This window comes from Micromonospora rosaria (assembly GCF_001567585.1).
GTDB classification, from domain to species: Bacteria; Actinomycetota; Actinomycetes; order Mycobacteriales; family Micromonosporaceae; genus Micromonospora; species Micromonospora rosaria.
Genome location: NZ_LRQV01000133.1, coordinates 1 through 19,464, shown reverse-complemented (window position 1 = coordinate 19,464; position 19,464 = coordinate 1). Strand labels below are relative to the sequence as shown.

13 protein-coding genes are annotated in these 19,464 nt (G+C 73.8%); 9 read left to right on the top strand and 4 right to left on the bottom strand.

The annotated features are described in order from the left end of the window. Positions 1-325: 325 nt before the first annotated feature. A complete protein-coding gene (locus AWW66_RS26230) occupies positions 326-1,429 on the top strand; it encodes a carboxylate-amine ligase (protein ID WP_067371536.1) in 1,104 nt (367 codons plus the stop codon). A gap of 206 nt (positions 1,430-1,635) precedes the next feature. Further along, complete coding sequence (locus AWW66_RS26225; RefSeq protein WP_169807176.1) at positions 1,636-2,235, top strand: nitroreductase family protein; 600 nt, start codon at positions 1,636-1,638, stop codon at positions 2,233-2,235. 3 nt (positions 2,236-2,238) lie between these two features. Here AWW66_RS26225 and AWW66_RS26220 read toward each other — a convergent pair whose 3' ends face one another. Further along, positions 2,239-3,789, bottom strand: a complete 1,551-nt coding sequence (locus AWW66_RS26220; RefSeq protein WP_067371532.1) for an NAD(P)-binding domain-containing protein — start codon at positions 3,787-3,789, stop codon at positions 2,239-2,241. A 149-nt stretch (positions 3,790-3,938) separates the two neighbouring features. Then, on the bottom strand, positions 3,939-4,253 hold the full coding sequence (locus AWW66_RS26215) for a hypothetical protein (protein ID WP_067371529.1): 315 nt from the start codon (positions 4,251-4,253) through the stop codon (positions 3,939-3,941). A 662-nt stretch (positions 4,254-4,915) separates the two neighbouring features. Here AWW66_RS26215 and AWW66_RS26210 point away from each other — a divergent pair. The 5 genes from AWW66_RS26210 (at position 4,916) to AWW66_RS26190 (ending at position 14,731) form a co-directional block, all read left to right on the top strand. Next, a complete protein-coding gene (locus AWW66_RS26210; protein ID WP_245648497.1) occupies positions 4,916-6,799 on the top strand; it encodes a CRTAC1 family protein in 1,884 nt (627 codons plus the stop codon). Next, positions 6,796-7,794, top strand: coding sequence for an enediyne biosynthesis protein (locus AWW66_RS26205; protein WP_067371525.1), 999 nt, complete (start codon positions 6,796-6,798; stop codon positions 7,792-7,794). Before AWW66_RS26210 ends, AWW66_RS26205 begins: the two co-directional genes overlap by 4 nt. 94 nt (positions 7,795-7,888) lie before the next feature. Next, on the top strand, positions 7,889-13,711 hold the full coding sequence (locus AWW66_RS26200) for a type I polyketide synthase (RefSeq protein WP_083978979.1): 5,823 nt from the start codon (positions 7,889-7,891) through the stop codon (positions 13,709-13,711). Positions 13,712-13,714: 3 nt separating this feature from the next. Then, positions 13,715-14,194, top strand: a complete 480-nt coding sequence (locus AWW66_RS26195; protein WP_067371523.1) for an acyl-CoA thioesterase — start codon at positions 13,715-13,717, stop codon at positions 14,192-14,194. An 84-nt stretch (positions 14,195-14,278) separates the two neighbouring features. Then, the gene (locus AWW66_RS26190; protein ID WP_083978981.1) at positions 14,279-14,731 is read left to right on the top strand and encodes a flavin reductase family protein; all 453 of its coding nucleotides are present in this window, start codon (positions 14,279-14,281) and stop codon (positions 14,729-14,731) included. A 193-nt stretch (positions 14,732-14,924) separates the two neighbouring features. Here AWW66_RS26190 and AWW66_RS26185 read toward each other — a convergent pair whose 3' ends face one another. Together AWW66_RS26185 and AWW66_RS26180 are read right to left on the bottom strand one after the other, a co-directional pair. Further along, complete coding sequence (locus AWW66_RS26185; protein ID WP_067371521.1) at positions 14,925-16,292, bottom strand: cytochrome P450; 1,368 nt, start codon at positions 16,290-16,292, stop codon at positions 14,925-14,927. Beyond that, positions 16,289-17,272 (bottom strand): DUF1702 family protein, encoded by a 984-nt coding sequence (locus tag AWW66_RS26180; protein WP_067371519.1) that lies wholly within the window; start codon positions 17,270-17,272, stop codon positions 16,289-16,291. The genes AWW66_RS26185 and AWW66_RS26180 overlap by 4 nt, the downstream gene beginning before the upstream one ends. A gap of 273 nt (positions 17,273-17,545) precedes the next feature. Between AWW66_RS26180 and AWW66_RS26175 the strand changes: the two genes are divergently transcribed. Both AWW66_RS26175 and AWW66_RS26170 read left to right on the top strand, forming a co-directional pair. Further along, positions 17,546-18,634, top strand: coding sequence for an SDR family NAD(P)-dependent oxidoreductase (locus tag AWW66_RS26175; protein WP_067371517.1), 1,089 nt, complete (start codon positions 17,546-17,548; stop codon positions 18,632-18,634). Beyond that, a complete protein-coding gene (locus AWW66_RS26170) occupies positions 18,631-19,362 on the top strand; it encodes a maleylpyruvate isomerase family mycothiol-dependent enzyme (RefSeq protein ID WP_083978977.1) in 732 nt (243 codons plus the stop codon). The genes AWW66_RS26175 and AWW66_RS26170 overlap by 4 nt, the downstream gene beginning before the upstream one ends. Positions 19,363-19,464 lie beyond the last annotated feature (102 nt).

The following is a 19,464-nucleotide window of genomic DNA, read 5'->3' as shown; positions in this document are numbered from 1 at the left end:
GGGTCGCACGCCCGCACCGAGTGGGTCGACGTGACCCAGCTCGCCGACCGGGCCGCCCTGCTGGCCGGGACGGTCGCCGGGGTGCTGGCCCCGCACCGTCGCAGCGGCCTCGCGGCGGCCCGGCCCGCCGGCACCCGGACCTGACCGCGCCCTCGGCGACACCGCGACGGGCGGCACGACACTCCGGTGCCGGTGCCGCCCGGCACCTGTCCTCCCGCCGGTCGACGCTCCATAATGGTGGGCCGAGGTGGCGCGCGGCCCGGCTCCGCGCCGCCGGTGACCCCGACGGGTCACCGACGCAGCGAGCGGGAGGACGACCCCCGACATGAGTGCCGCCACGCCGCCCCCGCGCTTCGGGGTCGAGGAGGAGTTCCTGGTCGTCGACGCGGTCACCCGGGCCCCCGCGCCCCGGGCCGCCGAGGTGGTGACGGCGGCGTCGGCCCTGCTGGGCGACCGGGTCTCCGGCGAGATCACCACCCTGCAACTGGAGACCCGCACCCCGCCCTGCGGCACCCTCGGCGAGGTGGCGGCCCAGCTCACCGAGGCCCGCAAGATCGTCGCCGACGCCGCCCGCGGCGCCGGGCTGCGGGTGGTGGCCACCGGCACCGCGCCCGTTCCCGGGGTGGTGCCGCCGCCGATGACCGTCGGCCCCCGGCAGACCCGGGGCAACGAGACCTTCCGTGGCCTGCACGACGAGTTGGCGCTGTGCGCGCTGCACGTCCACGTGGAGATGCCCGACCGGCACCGGGCCCTGCTGGTCGGCAACCACCTGCGGCCGTACCTGCCGGTGCTGCTCACCCTCACCGCGAACTCGCCATACTGGGCGGGGCGGGACTCCGGGTACGCGAGTTGGCGTACCACGGTCTGGGGTCGCTGGCCGGTGGCCGGGCCGCCGCCGGTGTTCACCTCCCCGGAGCACTACGACCAGGTGGTGGAGCGGCTGCTGGCCGCCGGTGCCCTGGTGGACCGGGCCACCATCTTCTGGGACGTCCGCCCCTCCGAGCGGTACCCGACCCTGGAGGTCCGGGTGGCGGACTCCGTCGCCACCGCCGACGAGGCGGCGCTGTACGCCGCCCTGGTCCGGGCCCTGGTGGTGCACCTGTCCGCCGCGGTGGACCGGGGTGAGCCGGCCCCGGAGGTCCCGGCCGACCTGCTGCGGGTGGCGTACTGGCGGGCGGCCCGGGACGGCCTCGACGGTGCCGGGGTGGACCCGCACAGCGGCGCCCTGCGGCCCGCCGCCGACCTGGTCGGCGACCTGGTCCGGACGCTGCACCCGATCCTGCGGGCGCACGGCGACCACGACCTGGTCGTCGGCTGGCTGGACCGGCTGCTGGCCGGGGGCACCGGGGCGCGGCGGCAGCGGGCCGCCGCCCGGCGGGGCGGTCTCACCGACGTCGTGGACTACCTCGCGGAGCAGACGGCGGGCTGACCGGCCGGGCCCGGCCGGCGGAGATGTCCGGGGTCGTGGCAGGTCGACGCCGCCCGGCCCGGATGGGTCGGTGACTGGGCAATTCCGCACAACCGTCGGCCACCGGTGTGGGTAATGCTGGAGACGCCCCCGACCCCTCCTGGAGGCCCCCCGTGCAGCAGACCGCGACCACGCCGTTCCACCTGGACCGGCTCGATCCCACCCTGATGAACAGCACCGCCCGGTCGTTCGCCGACCGGATGGCCGCCCGCCGGTCGGTGCGGCAGTTCTCCCCCGAACCGGTGCCGCTGGACGTCGTCGAGGAGGCGGTGCGGGCCGCCGCGACGGCGCCCAGCGGCGCGAACCTGCAACCCTGGCGCTTCGTGATCGTCACCGACGCGGAGCGCCGCCGCCGGCTGCGCGAGGCCGCCGAGGCCGAGGAGATCGAGTTCTACCGCCGCCGGGCGCCGCAGGAGTGGCTGGACGCGGTGGCCCCGATGGGCACCGACTGGCAGAAGCCGTTCCTGGAGACCGCCCCGGTGGTCATCGTCGTCTTCGAGGTGCATCAGGGGCCGCACACCCCGAAGCCGTACTACGTCAAGGAGTCGGTGGGCATCGCCGTCGGCGTGCTGATCACCGCCCTGCACCTGTCCGGGCTGGCGACCCTCACCCACACCCCCAGCCCGATGAAGTTCCTCAACGAGATCTGCGAGCGGCCGACGGAGGAGCGGGCCTGCCTGGTGATGCCGGTCGGGTACCCGGCCGACGGCGTCACCGTGCCCCGGCTGACCCGCAAGCCCCTGTCGGAGGTCATGGTCCGTCGGTAGGTCTCAGCGCTGAAGGTCGGCCTCGAAGAAGTCCCGGAGGGGCTGTACGTGCCGGTCGGGTCGCCGCCACTCGGCCAGCAGGTCCTCCAGCAGGTGCAGCTCCTCCACCAGCTCCCCGCCCCGGTACCGGCGGATCACCGGGTGGATGAAGGCGCTCTCGTGGGCGAGTTCGGGCCGGGGGTGGCGCTCGATGCCGAAGACGTCGGGGTACTCGTCGCGCCCCCAGCGCAGTCCGAAGGTGTAGTAGTGGCTCTCGCCGCCGAAGCGCTGCACCGCGTGGTCCTCGGGCAGGTCCTGGAAGTGCCGGGCCCCGCCGGCCGGGTCGACGACCAGCACGTCGCAGAGGAACTCGAACTGCGTCCAGAGCGCCGAGGACCAGTTGACCCGGTCGAGCACCGTCGCGGTGAGCGTCTCGGCGTCGGCCTCGACCTTCTCGTACGCCAGCGGGACCCCTTCGTACCGCTCGCGGAGCAGGGCGGTGAGGGTCCGCAGGTTGTACCGGAACCCGTCGATGAAGGCCGAGCTGGCCTTCTTGAAGTCCCGGTCCTGGGCGAGCGTACCGGCGAAGTAGAGCCCGTCCACGTTCGCCGACTGCCAGTCGGTGCGGGTGACGGGTAGCCGGCCGCTGGGCACCATCCGGGGCCGGCACTCCGGGTCGAACGGGGAGGTGTCCATGGCGAACCCGGTGCAGCGCAGCACCGACTCGTACTCCATGACCGCGGTCTCCCCCTCGGCGTGGGTGTAGGTCAGGCGCACCTCGTACCGGTCGCCAACCGGTGTGATCTCGTCGATGACGCAGTCCAGCACCGAGTGCAGGGTCTTGAAGTGGAAGCTGTCCAGGACCGCGCCGTGGTGGCCCCGGACGTCCCCGGGGTGCTTGGTGTTCCACGCCAGCTTCAGGAAGTTGGGGCTGGCCACGTGGACCATGGCGGCGTGGCCGAGGATCGCCGAGGCGGTCTCGAAGGCGGAGTTGCCCTTGCCCAGGATGAGCACCCGCTGGCCGGCGTAGTCGGCGGGGTCGGTGCTCATCTCCTCGTAGCCCACGGCGTGCTCGATGCCGCGCACCTGGGGGACGTTCGGCGGACCCCAGCCGGTGGCGACCACGACGCAGTCGGCGGTGAACAGCGTGTCGGCGGTGTGCACCCGGAAGCCCGCCCCGACCTTCTCGATCCGCTGCACCTCGGTGTCGAAGCGGATCGCCAGCTCGTGGTGGCGGGCGAAGTCGCCGAGGTAGCGGACCAGGTCGTCGGCGGAGGGGAAGTAGTCCCGGCTGTAGTCGGCGAAGGGCAGGTCGAAGGGCTCGTGCAGCAGCGAGTTCCAGTCCCACCGCAGCTTGATCTCCGGGTCGGTGCTGGCGGTGTGCACCTTGTTCAGGGAGATGAGCTGCCGGTGCCGGGGGAAGGTGCGGAAGAACTCACCGGGGGCGGAGGCCCGTTCCAGGGTGAGGTAGTCGCTGCCGGCCTGCTGGAGGTAGTAGCTGAGCTGGAGGCCGGCGGGGCCGCCTCCGACGATCAGGTAACGGTGGTGCTCGGTGGGCTGGGGCATGTCGGTCATGGCTACTCCCGAGTCGAGTACCATGACTTTTCATGACAAATGCATACAAGTCAATACATAACCAGGTTGAATGATCGAGCCGGAGGGACGGCCCCGGTGGTCCCGCCGGCCCCGCCCCCGGTCCGGGACCGGAGGCGGTCGGCAGCGGATCAGGCGGGCTGGGTGGCCGACTGGCGGTGACCGCTGACCTTCGCGGCGGGCATCGGCCCACCCTTGGCGGTACCGGTCATCTCGTCACCGTCGACGGTGACGTCGAAGGACAGGTCCATCCGCATCGGCTTGGTGATCGACTGGTACCAGGAGAGCCGGTTGCCCTCCAGCCGGAGGTCCTGCAGGGTCAGGGTCTCCTTCTCGCCACGGGAGACCCCCTGCAGGACACCGTCCGCACTGGACAGCGTCAGCTCGGTGCGACGGGTGCCGAACGGGGTGGCCACGGCCACCTTCCAGATTCCCTCGACAGACACGGCGGCTTCCTCTCTTCCCGGGGTCCGGGCGGCGCCGGCGTCGCGGTCAGCCGGCCCGGGTGGCGCCTCGGGCAGCGCCGCAAACCACGCTAGCCATCCCGGGGACGAGGGTTAGTCGCCATATTGCCGTCTTCGCCTCGGGCGGTGGACACAGTGGGGTCAATCCCGCACGCGATGACTATTGGGATCTGACCCGTCAAACCGGCCGGTAAATGCGAGCCAAATCGTCCGCACGCTGCGGAAACGTCGGGAGCAATGTGAAAGAAGCGCGCCCGATCGCCAGCGTCGCAGGATGAGCATGGGCCCGATCCGGCCGCCCGCCCTCACCTTTCCCCGCTCGCCACAGGAGGAATCCAGGCACGCCCGAAATGCACGACCAAGCCCGAGAGCCGACCGGAACCGCCCCTCCACCCGGTCGACCCGCCCCGTCGGTGCGATCCCCCACCGTCAGGCGACACTCCTCATCCCGCACCGCGACGACGCCTCGCACGGCGCATCCGCGGTGCTGCCGTCTGCCCTGTTCATGCCATCGGCTTTGGCAGAAGCCGATGGCTCTGTTGTAAGGAGACCGTACCGTGCTGGGTCAACGCGCACGCTCACTCAGTCCCGGAATAGTGGCGATTCTACTCGCGGCGTCGCTCTTTTTCATCATCGACGCCCGCGTGTCGGTCAGCGGTGCCGAGGCGGCACCACGATACCGCTTCACCGAGATGCCGATCGCCTATCCGGCCGGCTACGACCAGTTGCCGAAGAAGGACATCCGCGAGGTCAACGTCTCGTACCACAAGATCCGGTCCTGGATCTCCTCGGTCGGTGCGGCCATCGCGATCAACGACCTGACCGGCAACGGCCGGGCCAACAGCCTGTGCTTCGTGGACACCCGGACCAACAGCGTGGTGGTCACCTACGCCCCCACCGCCCCGGCGCAGGACCGGTTCGAGCCGTTCATCCTCGACGCGGCGCCGCTGCCGATCGACACGGACACCATGGCCCCGATGGCCTGCGTACCGGGTGACTACAACCTGGACGGCCGGATGGACCTGATGGTCACCTACTGGGGGCGGGTGCCGATCCTCTTCCTGCACAAGGAGAGCGCCACCGGGGTCTCCAACGCGACCTACCACCGGCAGGAGATCCTGCCCCAACTCTCCCCCGACGGGCTGTACCACGGGCCGAAGTGGCACACCAACGCCGCCATGGTCAACGACCTCGACGGCGACGGCAAGCCGGACGTCATCATCGGCAACTACTTCCCCGAGTCCGACGTGCTCGGCCGCGACGGCCAGGACAACGTGGAGATGAACGAGTCCCTCTCCACCGCCACCAACGGCGGCGGGGCCCAGGTCCTGCGCTGGACCTCGGCCACCGCAGGCGACACCCCCTCGGTGGTCTTCACCCCGCAGCGGGGCGCGGTCCCCCACAAGCAGTCCACCGGCTGGACCCTCGGCCTGGGCAGCGCGGACCTGACCGGCCGGGGCCTGCCGGACGTCTACATCGCCAACGACTTCGGCCACGACCACATGCTGCACAACGTCTCCACCCCCGGGCGGATCAAGTTCAAGGCCGTTTTCGGGGAGCGCACCCCCACCACCCCCAAGTCGTTCGTGGTCGCCCGGGGCTCCTTCAAGGGCATGGGCATCGACTTCGGTGACCTCGACGGCGACGGCCGCTTCGACATGGCGGTCTCGAACATCACCACCGCCTGGGGTCTGGAGGAGAGCAACTACATCTGGATGAACCAGGCCAGCGACGAGAAGGCCATGCTCGCCAGCCTGGAGCGGGGGGTCGCCCCCTTCACCCAGGAGGCCCGCCCGCTGGGGATGGCCTGGAGCGGCTGGGGCTGGGACATCAAGTTCGGCGACTTCCTGAACAGCGGCAAGCCCGAGGTGGTGCAGACCCTCGGCTTCGTCAAGGGCGAGATCGACCGGTGGCCGTGGCTCCAGGAGATGGCCATGATGAACGACAACCTGATGTCGAACCCGGCCATGTGGCCCAACATGCAGCCCGGTGACGACATCGCCGGCAGCCAGCCGTTCGCCTTCTTCGCCCGCACCGGCAGCGGCGAGTACGCCAACATCACCAAGGACCTCGGCATGGACGTGCCGATCCCCACCCGCGGGATCGCCATGTCCGACACCCGGGGTACCGGCGCCCTGGACCTCGCCCTGGCCCGGCAGTGGGGACCGCCGGCCTTCTACGCCAACGAGGCCCCCTCCCGGGGCAACTTCCTGAACCTGCGGCTGTACCGCCCGGTGCCCGGCACCAGCGGGGAGGCCATGCTCTGCACCCCGGCGTACGGGACCACGGTCACCGTCACCACCCCGGACGGCCGCAAGCAGATCTCCCAGCTCGACGGCGGCAGCGGCCACTCCGGCAAGCGCAGCTTCGAGGTCCACTTCGGCCTCGGGGAGACCAGCGGCCCGGTCACCGTCGACCTGCGCTGGCGCGATCTGTCCGGCCAGCTGCACCGCACCAGCCAGCAGCTCACCGCCGGCACGCACACCCTCGTGCTGTCGGACCGCGTCGAGGAGGTTCCGAACCGATGACCACCGTCGCCCCTCCCCCCCAGAGCGTCGAGCCCACGCCCGCGCCGGCGGCCCCGCCGGCGCCCGCCAAGCCGGAGCCGGACCGTCGGTACCTCGCGCTGCGCAACTTCGCCATCTCGATGACCGTCTTCAACATCTTCGGCTACACCCTGCTCGGCTTCGAGCAGCCGTGGCTCTGGCCGATCCTGGCGGTGCTCACCGGGTACGCCACCGAGCTGGTCTTCGAGCTGATCCGGGCCAAGGCCAAGGGGGAGACCCCCCGCTTCCTGGGCGGCGGCGGCCGGCGGGTGTACGAGTTCCTGCTCCCCGCGCACATCACCGCCCTGGCCTGCAACATGCTGCTCTACGCCAACGACATGTTCCTGCCGATCGCCTTCGCGGTGATCATCGGCGTGACCGGCAAGTACGTCCTCCAGGCGCCGGTCTACGGCCGGATGCGCCACTACATGAACCCGTCGAACTTCGGCATCACGATGGCGCTGGTCTGCTTCGGCTCCTGGATCTCCATCGCCCCGCCGTACCAGTTCACGGAGCACGCCAACACGTACTTCCGGATCATGATCCCGGTCATCATCATCACCGCCGGCACGATCATCAACGCCATGCTGACCCGGCGGGTCCCGCTGATCGTCGGCTGGCTCGGCGGCTTCGCCATCCAGGCCTTCCTGCGGGCCTGGATCTGGGACGTCGCCCTCTTCTCCGCGCTGTCGGTGATGACCGGCGTGGCGTTCATCCTCTTCACCAACTACATGATCACCGACCCGGGGACCACGCCGGTCAAGCCGATGAACCAGTTCATGTTCGGTTCCGGCGTCGCCATGGTCTACGGCGTCCTGATGCTGTTCAACGTCGTCTACACCCTCTTCTTCGCGGTGGTCGTGGTCTGCGGCCTGCGCGGGCTGGGCTGGTGGGTGGCGCACCTGCGCAAGCGCTCCCGGGAGCGGGCCGCCGCCGGCACCGGGTTGACCCTCGACGTCCCCCGGAGCGTCGCGTGACCCCACGGCAGGGGACGTGCCCGGTCGGCCGGCACACGCCGGCCGACCGGGTCGCCCTCCGGGGAGCGACCCACCACCGAGGCAAGGAGCGAACATGAGCCAGCGCATCGCCGTCGTCGGGATCGCCTGCCGCTATCCCGACGCGGAGAACCCCAACCAACTCTGGGAGAACGTGCTCACCGGCCGCCGGGCCTTCCGCCGGCTGCCCGACGAGCGGATGAACCACGAGGACTACTACTCCCCCGACCCGGCCGCACCGGACAGGTTCTACTCCGCCAAGGCGGCGGTGCTGGAGGGCTTCGAGTTCGACCGGGTCAGGTACCGGATCGCGGGCAGCACCTTCCGCTCCACCGACATGACCCACTGGCTGGCCCTGGACACCGTCGCCCGGGCGCTGGCCGACGCCGGCTTCCCCGACGGGGAGGGACTGCCCCTGGCCACCACCGGCGTGGTCATCGGCAACACCCTCACCGGCGAGTTCAGCCGGGCCAACCTGCTGCGACTGCGCTGGCCGTACGTCCGGCGCACGGTCGGGGCGGCGCTGCGCGAGCAGGGCTGGGACGACGCCGAGGTCGGCACCTTCCTCGACGACCTGGAGCCCCGGTACAAGGAGCCCTTCCCGCCGATCGACGAGGACACCCTGGCCGGCGGGCTGGCCAACACCATCGCCGGCCGGGTCTGCAACCACTTCGACTTCAAGGGCGGCGGGTACACGGTCGACGGGGCCTGCTCCTCCTCGCTGCTCTCCGTCGCCACCGCCTGCAACGCGCTCGCCGGGGGCGACCTGGACGCCGCCGTCGCCGGCGGGGTGGACCTGAGCATCGACCCGTTCGAGGTGATCGGGTTCGCCAAGACCGGGGCGCTGGCCACCGGGGAGATGCGGGTGTACGACCGCAACTCCAACGGGTTCTGGCCCGGTGAGGGCTGCGGCATGCTCGTGCTGATGCGCGACGAGGACGCCGTGGCGCGCGGGCTGCGCCGGCACGCCGTCATCGCCGGCTGGGGGTACTCCTCCGACGGCAAGGGCGGGATCACCCGGCCCGAGGCCAGCGGACACCGGCTGGCCATCCGCCGGGCGTACGAGCGGGCCGGGTTCGGCATCGACTCGGTGGCGTACCTGGAGGGCCACGGCACCGGTACCGCCGTCGGGGACGCCACCGAGCTGCGGGCCTTCACCGAGGCCCGCCAGGAGGCCGACCCGACCGGCGCCCCGGCCGCGATCAGCACGGTGAAGGGGAACTTCGGCCACACCAAGGCCGCCGCCGGGGTCGCCGGCCTGCTCAAGGCGATCCTCGCGGTCCGGCAGCAGGTGATCCCGCCGGCCACCGGGCACGTCGACACCCACCCGGTGCTGGACGTGGAGCGGCCCGCGGTGCGGGTGCCCTCGACGGCGGAGCTGTGGCCGGCGGACAAGCCGGTCCGGGCCGCCGTCTCCTCGATGGGCTTCGGCGGCATCAACGCCCACGTGGTGCTGGAGAGCGCGGAGCACGGCCGACGGACCCGCATCGGCGCCGCCACGGCGGCCCTGGTGCGCTCCCGGCAGGACGCCGAGCTGCTGCTGTTCGACGCCCGTACCCCGCAGGAGCTGGCCGCGCGGGCGGCCGAGCTGGCCCCGTGGGCCGGCCGGCTGTCCTACGCCGAGCTGGGCGACCTGGCCGCCGAGCTGGCCGGTCAGCTCGCCGACCGCCCGGTGCGCGCGGCGGTCGTCGCCGCCTCGCCCGAGCAGGCCCGCGAACGCCTGGAACGGCTGGCCGAGCTGGCCGCCGCCGGGGAGCAGCGGGTCGTCGACGCCCCCGGCGGGGTCTTCCTCGGCGCGGCCGGCGCCCCCGGCCGGATCGGCTTCCTCTTCCCGGGTCAGGGTGCCGGGCGGCGGGCCGACGGCGGGGCGCTGCGCCGCCGCTTCGAGGAGGTCGACGAGCTGTACCGGGACCACCAGCCCCCGCCCGGCGCGGACCTGGTGGCCACCGCGGTCGCCCAGCCGCGCATCGTCACCGCCTCGGTGGCCGGGCTGCGGGTGCTGGCGATGCTCGGCATCCGGGCGACCGGGGCGGCCGGGCACAGTCTCGGCGAGCTGACCGCCCTGCACTGGGCCGGCGCGATGGACGAGTCGACGCTGATCGACACCGCCGCGGCCCGGGGCCGGATCATGGCCGAGGCCAGCGCCGGGGACGGCACCATGGCCAGCATCTCCGCCGCCCCCGAGGTGGTGGAGCCGCTGCTGGCCGGCACCCCGGTGGTGATCGCCGGCTACAACAGCCCCCAGCAGACCGTGGTCTCCGGCCCGGTCGCCGCCGTCGAGCGGGTCGGCGCGGCGGCCGAACGGGCCGGGCTGTACTGGACCCGGGTCGCGGTGTCGCACGCCTTCCACTCCGAGGCCGTCGCCCCGGCGGCGGTGGCCTTCGCCGACCACCTCCGGGGGGTGCCCTTCGGCCCGCTCGGCGACGGGCTGGTCTCGACCGTCACCGGCGAGGTGCTGCCGGCCGACACCGACGTGGTCGAGCTGCTGCGCCGGCAGGTGCTGGACCCGGTGCGCTTCACCCAGGCGGTACGCCGCCTGGCCGACGACGTCGACCTGCTGCTGGAGGTCGGGCCGGGCCGGGTGCTGCGGGGGCTGGCCGCCGACATCGCCCCCGAGGTGCCGACGGTCTCCCTGGAGAGCGACAGCCTGTCGCTGGCGGGCCTGCTCGCCGCCGTCGGCGCGGCGTACGCGGTGGGTGCGCCGGTGAACCACGCGGCGCTGTTCCAGGACCGGTTCACCCGTCCCCTGGAGCCGGGCCGGCCGCTGCGCTTCCTGGCCAGCCCCGCCGAGTCGGCCCCCACCGGGGACTTCGCGGTGGCCCGTACCGTCGAACCGGTCGCCGCCGACGACGCGGGCCCGACGCCGGGGTCCACGGTGGTGGTCTCCGGCCCGGGGGCGGTGGCCGACAGCCTGGAACTGCTGCGCCGGCTCGCCGCCGAGCGGGCGGAGCTGCCGCTGGACGCGGTCCGGCCGGACAGCCGGCCGCTGGACGAGCTGCACCTCAGCTCGATCACCGTCGGGCAGATCGTCAACCAGGCGGCCCGCGAGCTGAACGTGTCCGCCCCGACCCTGACCTCGGCCTATGCCACCGCCACGGTGGCGGAGATCGCGCAGATCCTCGACGAGGCCGCCGGCACCGGCACCGCCGCCGAAGACCGCGCGCCGGTGGTCACCGGGGTCGGGCCGTGGGTCCGGGCCTTCGCGGTGGACCTGGTGCCCACCGAGGTGGGTCCCCGGGTCGGCGAGCCGGTCGACGGCGGCTGGCAGTCCTTCGTCGCCGGGCCGCACCCGCTGGCGGAGCCGCTGCGGGTGGCGCTGGAGCAGGCCCGGGTCGGCGGTGGGGTGCTGCTCTGCCTGCCCCGCGACGGCCAGCCCGAGCACGTCCCGGTGCTGCTGCGGGCCGCCCGGGCGGCGCTGTCCCAGGGCGCGCCGGTCCGGTTCGTCGCGGTCGGCGACCGGCGCACCGCCGCCGGCCTGGCCAAGACCCTGCACCAGGAGCACCCGGAGATCGCCGTCACGGTGGTCACCATGCCCCTGGCCGACGAGCTGCCCGAGCAGGTCGTGGCGACCAAGGTGGCCCGGGTGACCGCCGACGTGGCCGCCACCGCCGGGTTCAGCGAGGTCCACTACGACGCCGAGGGCAACCGGTCCGTGCCGGTGCTGCGGGCCGTGGAGCTGCCGCCGGGCGGCGACGCGGGCCTCGGGGTGGAGGACGTGCTGCTGGTCACCGGCGGCGGCAAGGGCATCACCGCCGAGTGCGCGCTGGCCCTGGGCCGGGACACCGGGACGGCGGTCGGCCTCGTCGGCCGCTCCGACCCGGCCACCGACCCGGAGCTGGCGGCCAACCTCGACCGGCTCACCGCGGCCGGGGTGCGCTACCACTACGTGCCGGCCGACATCACCGCCCTGGACCAGGTCAAGGCGGCCGTCGACGACATCGAGCGGGTGCTCGGCCCGGTGACCGGCGTGCTGCACGGCGCCGGCCGCAACGAGCCGACCGCCGTCGCCAACCTGGACGAGGCGGCGTTCCGGCGGACCCTCGCCCCGAAGATCGACGGCCTGGAGGCGGTGCTGGCCGCGACCGACCCGCACAGCCTGCGGCTGCTGGTCACCTTCGGCAGCATCATCGGCCGGGCGGGGCTCAGGGGCGAGGCGCACTACGCCACCGCCAACGACTGGATGACCGACCTGACCCGCCGGGTCGGCGAGGACTACCCGCACATCCGCTGCCTGGCCCTGGAGTGGTCGGTGTGGTCGGGGGCCGGCATGGGCGAGAAGCTCGGCGTGCTGGAGGCGCTCACCCGCGACGGCATCGCCCCGATCCCGGTCCAGGCCGGCATCGACATCCTCAAGGAGGTGCTGGCCAGCCCGTCCGCGCCGCAGGCGATGGTGGTGATGGGCCGCGCGGACGGCCTGCCGACGGTGACCCTGCCGCAGCCGGAGCTGCCGCTGCTGCGCTTCGTCGACCGGCCCCAGGTCCACTACCCCGGCGTGGAGCTGGTGGTGGACGCCGACCTGACCGCCGACGACGACCTCTACCTGCCCGACCACCTGCTCGACGGGGACCTGCTCTTCCCCGCCGTGCTGGGCATGGAGGCGATGGCGCAGGCCGCCTCGGCGTTGACCGGGCGCACCGGGGCCCCGGTGCTGGAGAACGTGGAGCTGCTGCGCCCGATCGTGGTACCGCCCACCGGGGCCAACACGATCCGGATCGCGGTGCTCGCCGGCTCCGACGGGGCGGTCCAGGCGGTGATCCGCAGCAGCGACACCGCCTTCCAGGCCGACCACTTCCGGGCCCGGCTGCGGTGGGACGAGCCGTTGCAGGTACCGGCGCGGACGGCCACCGCCGGCGCGGAGCCGCTGCCCATCGACCCGCCCCGCGACCTGTACGGCCCGGTGCTGTTCCAGGGCCGGCGGTTCCAGCGCCTGCTGGGGTACCTGGACCTGGCGGCGACGAGCTGCACCGCCCGGGTGGCCAACCGGTCGACCGATCCCTGGTTCGCCCGGTACCGCCCCGGTGAGCTGGTCCTCGGCGACCCGGGTACCCGGGACACGGTGATGCACGCGTTGCAGTGCTGCGTACCGGACGCGACCCTGCTGCCGGGGGCGATCGAGCGGCTGCACCTGGCCGACCCGGCGGTCGCGGCCACCCTGGACACGGTCACCATCCACGCGGTGGAACGGCTGCGCCAGGGCGACACCTACCACTACGACGTGGACGTCTGCGACGCCGAGGGCGCCCTCGTCGAGCGGTGGGTGGGGCTGCGGCTGCACGCGGTCCGCAAGCAGGACGGCACCGGGCCGTGGCTGCCGGCGCTGGTCGGCCCGTACCTGGAGCGGCGGGTCGGGGCGTTCCTCCCCGGCGAGCTGCGCTGCGTGGTCCGGCCCGACGACCCGGACACGACGGGGGTGGCGGGCCGGCGGCGGCAGACCGCCCGCGCGTTGAGCTGGGCGCTGGGCGCGGAGACCACCGTGCGGTACCGGCCCGACGGCGCCCCGGAGGTCGACGGCGGGGTGGCGGTCTCCGCCTCCCACGCCGCCGGGGTCACCTTCGCCGTCACCGGTACCGGGAGCGTGGCCTGCGACGTCGAGCTGGCCACCACCCGTACCGAGGCGGAGTGGGCGGGCCTGATCGGTCCGGACGGCCTGGCGCTGGCCGGGCTGGTGGCCCGGGAGCAGGACGAGGAGCTGTCGGTGGCGGCGACCCGGATCTGGGGCGCGGTCGAGTGCCTGCGCAAGGTCGGCCACGGCCGGATCGAACTGGCGGCGGAGCCGAACGGCCCCGCCGGGTGGGTGGCCCTGCGCTCGGGACCGACGCGCATCGCCACCTTCGTCACCGCGCTGGACGGGGCCGGCGACCCGGTGGTGTTCACGATGCTGGCGGAAGGAGGCAGGTGAGCCATGGAGTCGTACTACGAGTACCGGCACCTGGTGGGTTTCGAGGAGACCAACCTCGTCGGGAACGTCTACTACGTCAACTACATGCGCTGGCAGGGCCGGTGCCGGGAGATGTTCCTGCGGGACCGGGCGCCGGAGGTGCTGGCTGACATCCGCGACGACCTGAAGCTGTTCACCCTCAAGTGCGAGTGCGAGTTCTTCACCGAGATCACCGCGTTCGACGAGTTGTCGATCCGGATGCGGCTGGAGGACCTGACCCAGACCCAGATCGGGTTCGCGTTCGACTACGTCCGGCTGCGCGACGGCTTCGAGGAGCTGGTGGCCCGGGGCCGGCAACGGGTGGCGTGCATGCGTGGCCCGAACACCGACACCCGGCCGACCCGGGTGCCGGACGCGCTGCGGGAGGCCCTGTCGCGGTACGCCCTGCCCTCCGTCGGTGGTGGCGGCGGGCGGGGCGTGCTCCAGGGCGTCGGGGAGGGCTGAGCGGTGACCACAGCGGACCAGCGCCCGGCCACGGTACCGGCGCCCGCGCCGGCCCTGGCCAACCACGCCGAGCTGCGGGCGGTGATGGGGATGTTCGCCACCGGCGTGACGGTGGTGACCTCGGGCCGGGACCTGCCGCACGGCATGACCGCGAACGCCTTCACCTCCGTGTCGCTGGACCCGGCGATGGTGCTGGTGTGCGTGAAACGCAGCTCCGTCATGCACGACACCGTGCTGGCCCAGGGCACCTTCGCGGTCTCCATCCTCGGCGCCGAGCAGGAGGGGCTGGCCCGGTACTTCGCCAACTCCTCCCGGCCCCGCGACGAGCGGGAGTTCGAGACGGTGCCGTGCCACCCCGGGCCGCAGACCGGCACGCCGATCGTGGCCGGAAACGTGGCCTGGGTGGAGTGCAAGCTGGCGGCCGTGTACGACGGCGGCGACCACTCCATCTTCCTGGGCTCGGTGCTCGCCACCGGCCGCGGTGAGACCAGCGACGCGCTGCTGTTCCACGGCGGCCGGTTCGGTCGGGCCGGGTAGGGACCGGGGTACCCCCACACGGCCGGGCCGGCCACGCACCCCGCGTGGCCGGCCCGGCCTCGTGCCGTGCGCGGCTCCGTGCCGTGACGCGGCCTCGTGCCGTGACGCGGCCGGGGAATGCCCGGTCGTCCGTCCCTCCGCACACGACGAGGCGCAACCGGTGCGGGCACCGGTTGCGCCGGGGATCGTCGGATCAGGCCTCGTAGACCTGCATGGGCAGGCCGCCACGGACCCGCAGGGTCAGCATCGGCTCGGGCACCACCCGGTAGCCCGGTCGCAGGGACAGCCGCAGCTCCCGGGACACGCAGGCGAGCACGAAGACCGCCTCCATCAGGCCCAGGTTGTTGCCGACGCAGAACCGGGGGCCGGCCCCGAACGGGATGTAGGCGTACCGGGGGCGGTCCACCGGCGTGTCGGGGTGGAACCGCATCGGGTCGAACCGGTCCGGGTCGGGCCAGAACTCCGGGTGCCGGTGCAGGGTGTACGGGCACAGCACCACGTCCGCCCCGGCCGGCACGTGCCAGCCGCCGACCTGGTCCTCGCCCTGCGCGATCCGGGGCAGCAGCCACACCGGCGGGTACAGCCGCATCACCTCGTCGATCACCATCGCGGTGTACCGCAGCCGGTGCAGGTCCTCGTAGACCGGGGTCCGGTCGCCGAGCACCTTGACCGCCTCGGCGTGCAGCCGTTCCCACACCTCGTGGTGCCGGTCGAGCAGGTAGAAGGTCCAGGTGAGGGTGCTCGCGGTGGTCTCGTGCCCGGCCAGCAGGAGGGTGACCAGCTCGTCGCGCATCCGCTGCCGGGCGACCCGCGGGTCGCTCTCCCGGCCGGTCGACTCGATCAGCCGGGAGACCACGTCGTCGCGGCCCTCGGCACCGCCGGGCTCGGCCCGGCGCTGGGCCACCAGCCGGTCGACGATCTGTTGCAGCTCGGTCCGGGCCCGGCGGAACCGGAGCTGCCGGGGCAGCGGCACCCAGGTCGGTACCGCGCCGAGCGACATCATCTCGAAGATGGCCTGGTCCTGCACGGCCTCGAAGGCCGTGCCGAGGCCACCGAACTCACCGAGGTCGGCGTCGAGCAGGGTCCGGCCGAGCACCCCGAGGGTCAGCTCGGTCATCTCGTGCCGGATGTCGACCGGTCCGGCCCCGACGGCCCGGCGCAGCCGGGTGGCCATCCCCACCGCCTCCTCGGCGATGGCGTCGGCCTGCCGGGCGATGCGCCGGGCCTGGAACACCGGCTGGATCACCTTGCGCTGCTTCGTCCACAGCTCACCCTCGCTGGTCAGCAGGCCGTCGCCGAGGGTACGGCGGGCGTGCACCAGGCCGATCCCCTTGTGGTAGTTGCCGGGGTTCTCGGCCAGCAGGTACTTGGCGTGGTCGGGGTGGTTGAAGAAGTACAGCGTCTTCGGGCCCAGCGGCAGCCGGACGGCGTCGCCGTACCGGGCCGCCACGTCGCGCATCACGTCGAGCCGGTTACGGGCCATCCGCCCGAGCAGCGTCGGCGCGGTCCACGGGGACGGCCCCGGGGGGCGCAGCCGCCGCCGGTCGGCCACGGCGGTCACGGCTGCACCCGTACCGTGCTGCGGAAGCGCTCGGCGACGGCCCGCCGCCACACCTCGTAGGCGGGCAGCCCACCGGCGGGGCCGGCCGGGATCAGCTCGTCGGTGACCCGGGCGGCGTCGGCGGCCGAGGCCCGGCAGAACACCCGGGTCGCCAGCTCGGTGTGCGGCACCAGCAGCCCGGCCCGGACGCGGGCCTGGGCGGCGAAGGCGGCGGCCTGGGCGACGAAGGGGGCGTGCTCCCCGGCGCGGCGCTGGAACAGCCGCAGCTCCTCCTCGGTGCAGCCGCCCGCGTAGGTGGCCGCGAGCCCGGCCCCGCTGTAGAGGTCCTGGCGGCGGGCCGGCTCGAAGCGGTCGAGCAGGTCGGCGGCGAGCGTCGGGTCGCTGCCGGCGACGAACCAGGTGGCCCGGCCGATGCCCTGGTCGATGGCGCGCGCCGCGTAGCCGGACTCGGCCCGGGAGGGCCACGGGAAGTCGGTGACGGCCCGCCGCCCGTGCACGTACGCGTCGGTGTGGAAGTACGCCTGGTGGAAGCCGTACCCGTCGTGCACCAGCCAGCGCAGCAGCGGGTCGGTGGCGGCGGCCAGGGCCCGTCGCCACAGCATCCGGGGCAGCCGCGCCAGGGCCCAGCCGATGCCGACGTAGGCCATGTAGACGTGCCGGTCGCCGGTACCGGCGAGGAACTCCGCGCTGCGCCGGGGGGTGCCCGGCGTGAGGGCGTCGACCAGCGCGAAGCCCATCGCCGCCCCCTCGTAGGCGAAGCCCCGGAACCGGGTGGGCAGGTCGGCCAGGTCGAGATCCACGTCGGTGACCTGGCGGGCGCCGGCGGCCGAGGAGAGACCCGTCAGGAAGGACGCGCCCACCGTCTCCAGGACGGCGCGGGCCTGCGGGCTCTTGTCGTGGAAGCCGCGGGTGGAGACGAGGGTCTCGGAGATGTCGGGGGTGAGGATGCGGCGCCTGAGCGCCCTGATGGTGCCGGCCACCTGCTGCTCCCATTCATCGGAGGATGGCGATCCAACTGCCTCATCCTGCGGACCGACGGCACCGCACAGCCACTTCCCGGTTGCCCTCCGGCCTGCGCGGGGACCGCCGGGGACCGGAGCGTGCCCCGCCGGTGGGCCCGGCGTGGGACAACGGCACCGTCGGAGAAGCCCGGCGGCCCCGTCCGGAGCCACGATCGAGCCGCCCGCCGAGTCCCGGCAGCCGTGGCGCGTCGCGCGTCGGGGCGTCGGTGGTGGGCGGAGAGGAGCGTCCCGATGGTGGTTCTCGTGACGGGCGGTACCGGGTTCGTCGGCTCCCACACGGTCGCCGCGCTGGCCGCCGCCGGGCAGCGGGTCCGGGTGCTGGCCCGCGACCCCGATCGGGTCGCCCCGGCCCTGACCCCGCTGGGGGTGCCGAGCGACGCGGTGGAGGTCGCGGTCGGTGACGTCACCGACGAGGCGGCGGTGAGCCGGGCGGTCCGCGGTGCCGACGCGGTGGTCCACGCCGCCTCGGTGTACTCGTTCGACAGCCGGTCGCACGGGCTGACCCGGCGGACCAACCTGCGGGGTACCGAGGTGGTGCTGGGCGCCGCCGCCCGGCTCGGGGTGGGCCGTACCGTGCACGTGTCGACGTTCGGCGCCCTGCGGCCCTCCCCGGCCGGGGAGGTGGGGCCCCAGTCACCGCCGTCCGCCGCCCGGGAGACGTACCTGGCCAGCAAGGCGGCGGCGGAACGGGTGGCCCGGTGGTACCAGGAGCACGGCGCACCGGTGGTGATCAGCTATCCGCCGGCCCTGCTCGGCCCGGACGACCCGAAGCTCGGCGACCAGAACGCGCGGCTGCGGTACGTGCTGCGCGGGCTGATGCCGATGTGGCCCACCGGGGGCTTCCCGGTCGGTGACGTCCGGGACACGGCGGCCCTGCACGCCGCCATGGTCACCGCGCCACGTGAGCGGGGCACCCGGCACCTGGGCCCCGGCCGGTACCTGAGCACCCGCGACTTCGTCGGGGCGGTACGCGCGGTGACCGGGCGGCGGCTGCCCACCGTGTTCCTGCCGGCGCGGGCGGTTTTGCCGTTCGCCTACGCCACCGACCTGGTGCAGCGGGTGTGGCCCTGGCACATCCCGGCCGAGTACGGCGCCTGCTACGTCTGCGCCTGCGACGCCCGCCCCGAACCGGGGCCGCCGGCGCTGGGGCCGGCGCCCCGGCCGGTCACCGAGACGCTCGCCGACACGGTGCGCTGGCTGCACCGGTCCGGACGGCTGACGGCGGCGCAGGCCGGCCGGGCAGCCGGCACCGACCGCGTCGCGTCCGCGGCGCGGCCCGTCGAGGCCGCTCCCTGGCGGCACGAGGAGGCACCGTCATGACCAGCACGCAGACCCGGTCCCCCGGCCCACCCGGTGGTGCGGCCCCGGCCGCCTACCGCCGGGTGCGGGAGACGACGGAGGCCCTGGTGACGGCCGACCCGGACGCGGCGACCGTCCCGGTGGAGCACTGTCCGGGGTGGACCGTGCGGGACCTCGTCGCCCATCTGGTGGAGGTCTGCGCCCGGGTGCATGACCGGGTCACCGGGCTGCCGCCGGCACCGGCCCCCGGCCCGCAGGCGGGGCTGCCGGAGCTGCTGGCCCGGTGGGCGGAGCTGAGCGGGCCGGTGGAGGAGTTCCTCGCCGGCCCGGCGTCGATGGAGCGGGGCATCCTCGTGATGGACGCCTTCACCCACGAGTTGGACCTGCGCCGGGCCCTCGGTGCCGCGCCGCCGGAGGACCACCCGGCGCTGCCGGTGGCGATCCACGTCCTGGTGACCGGGCTGACCGCGTCGCTGGCGGGTCACGGCCTGCCGGCGTTGGCGGTGCGCAGCGGGCACGGCCGCCTGGTGGCGGGGACGGGTGAGCCGGCCGCGACGGTGTCGGGGCACTGGTACGACGTGTACCTGTCGCTGGCCGGGCGGCGCACCGAGGCGCAGATCCGGTCGCTGCGCTGGAGCGAGGACCCACGGCGGTGGCTGCCGGCGTTCACCTGGGGTCCGTTCCGGGTGCCGGAGGCGGTGGCCGTCGACGGCTCCCCGGGCTCAGCCGCCCTGGACGGGATGCGCTGACGCAGGACTGGGACGTCCGAGGGTACGGCTCGGGCGTCCCGGGTGTCCGTGCCGGCCGGTGCCGCTGGGCGGCGGTGCCGGCCGGCCGGCACCGGCGGCGGC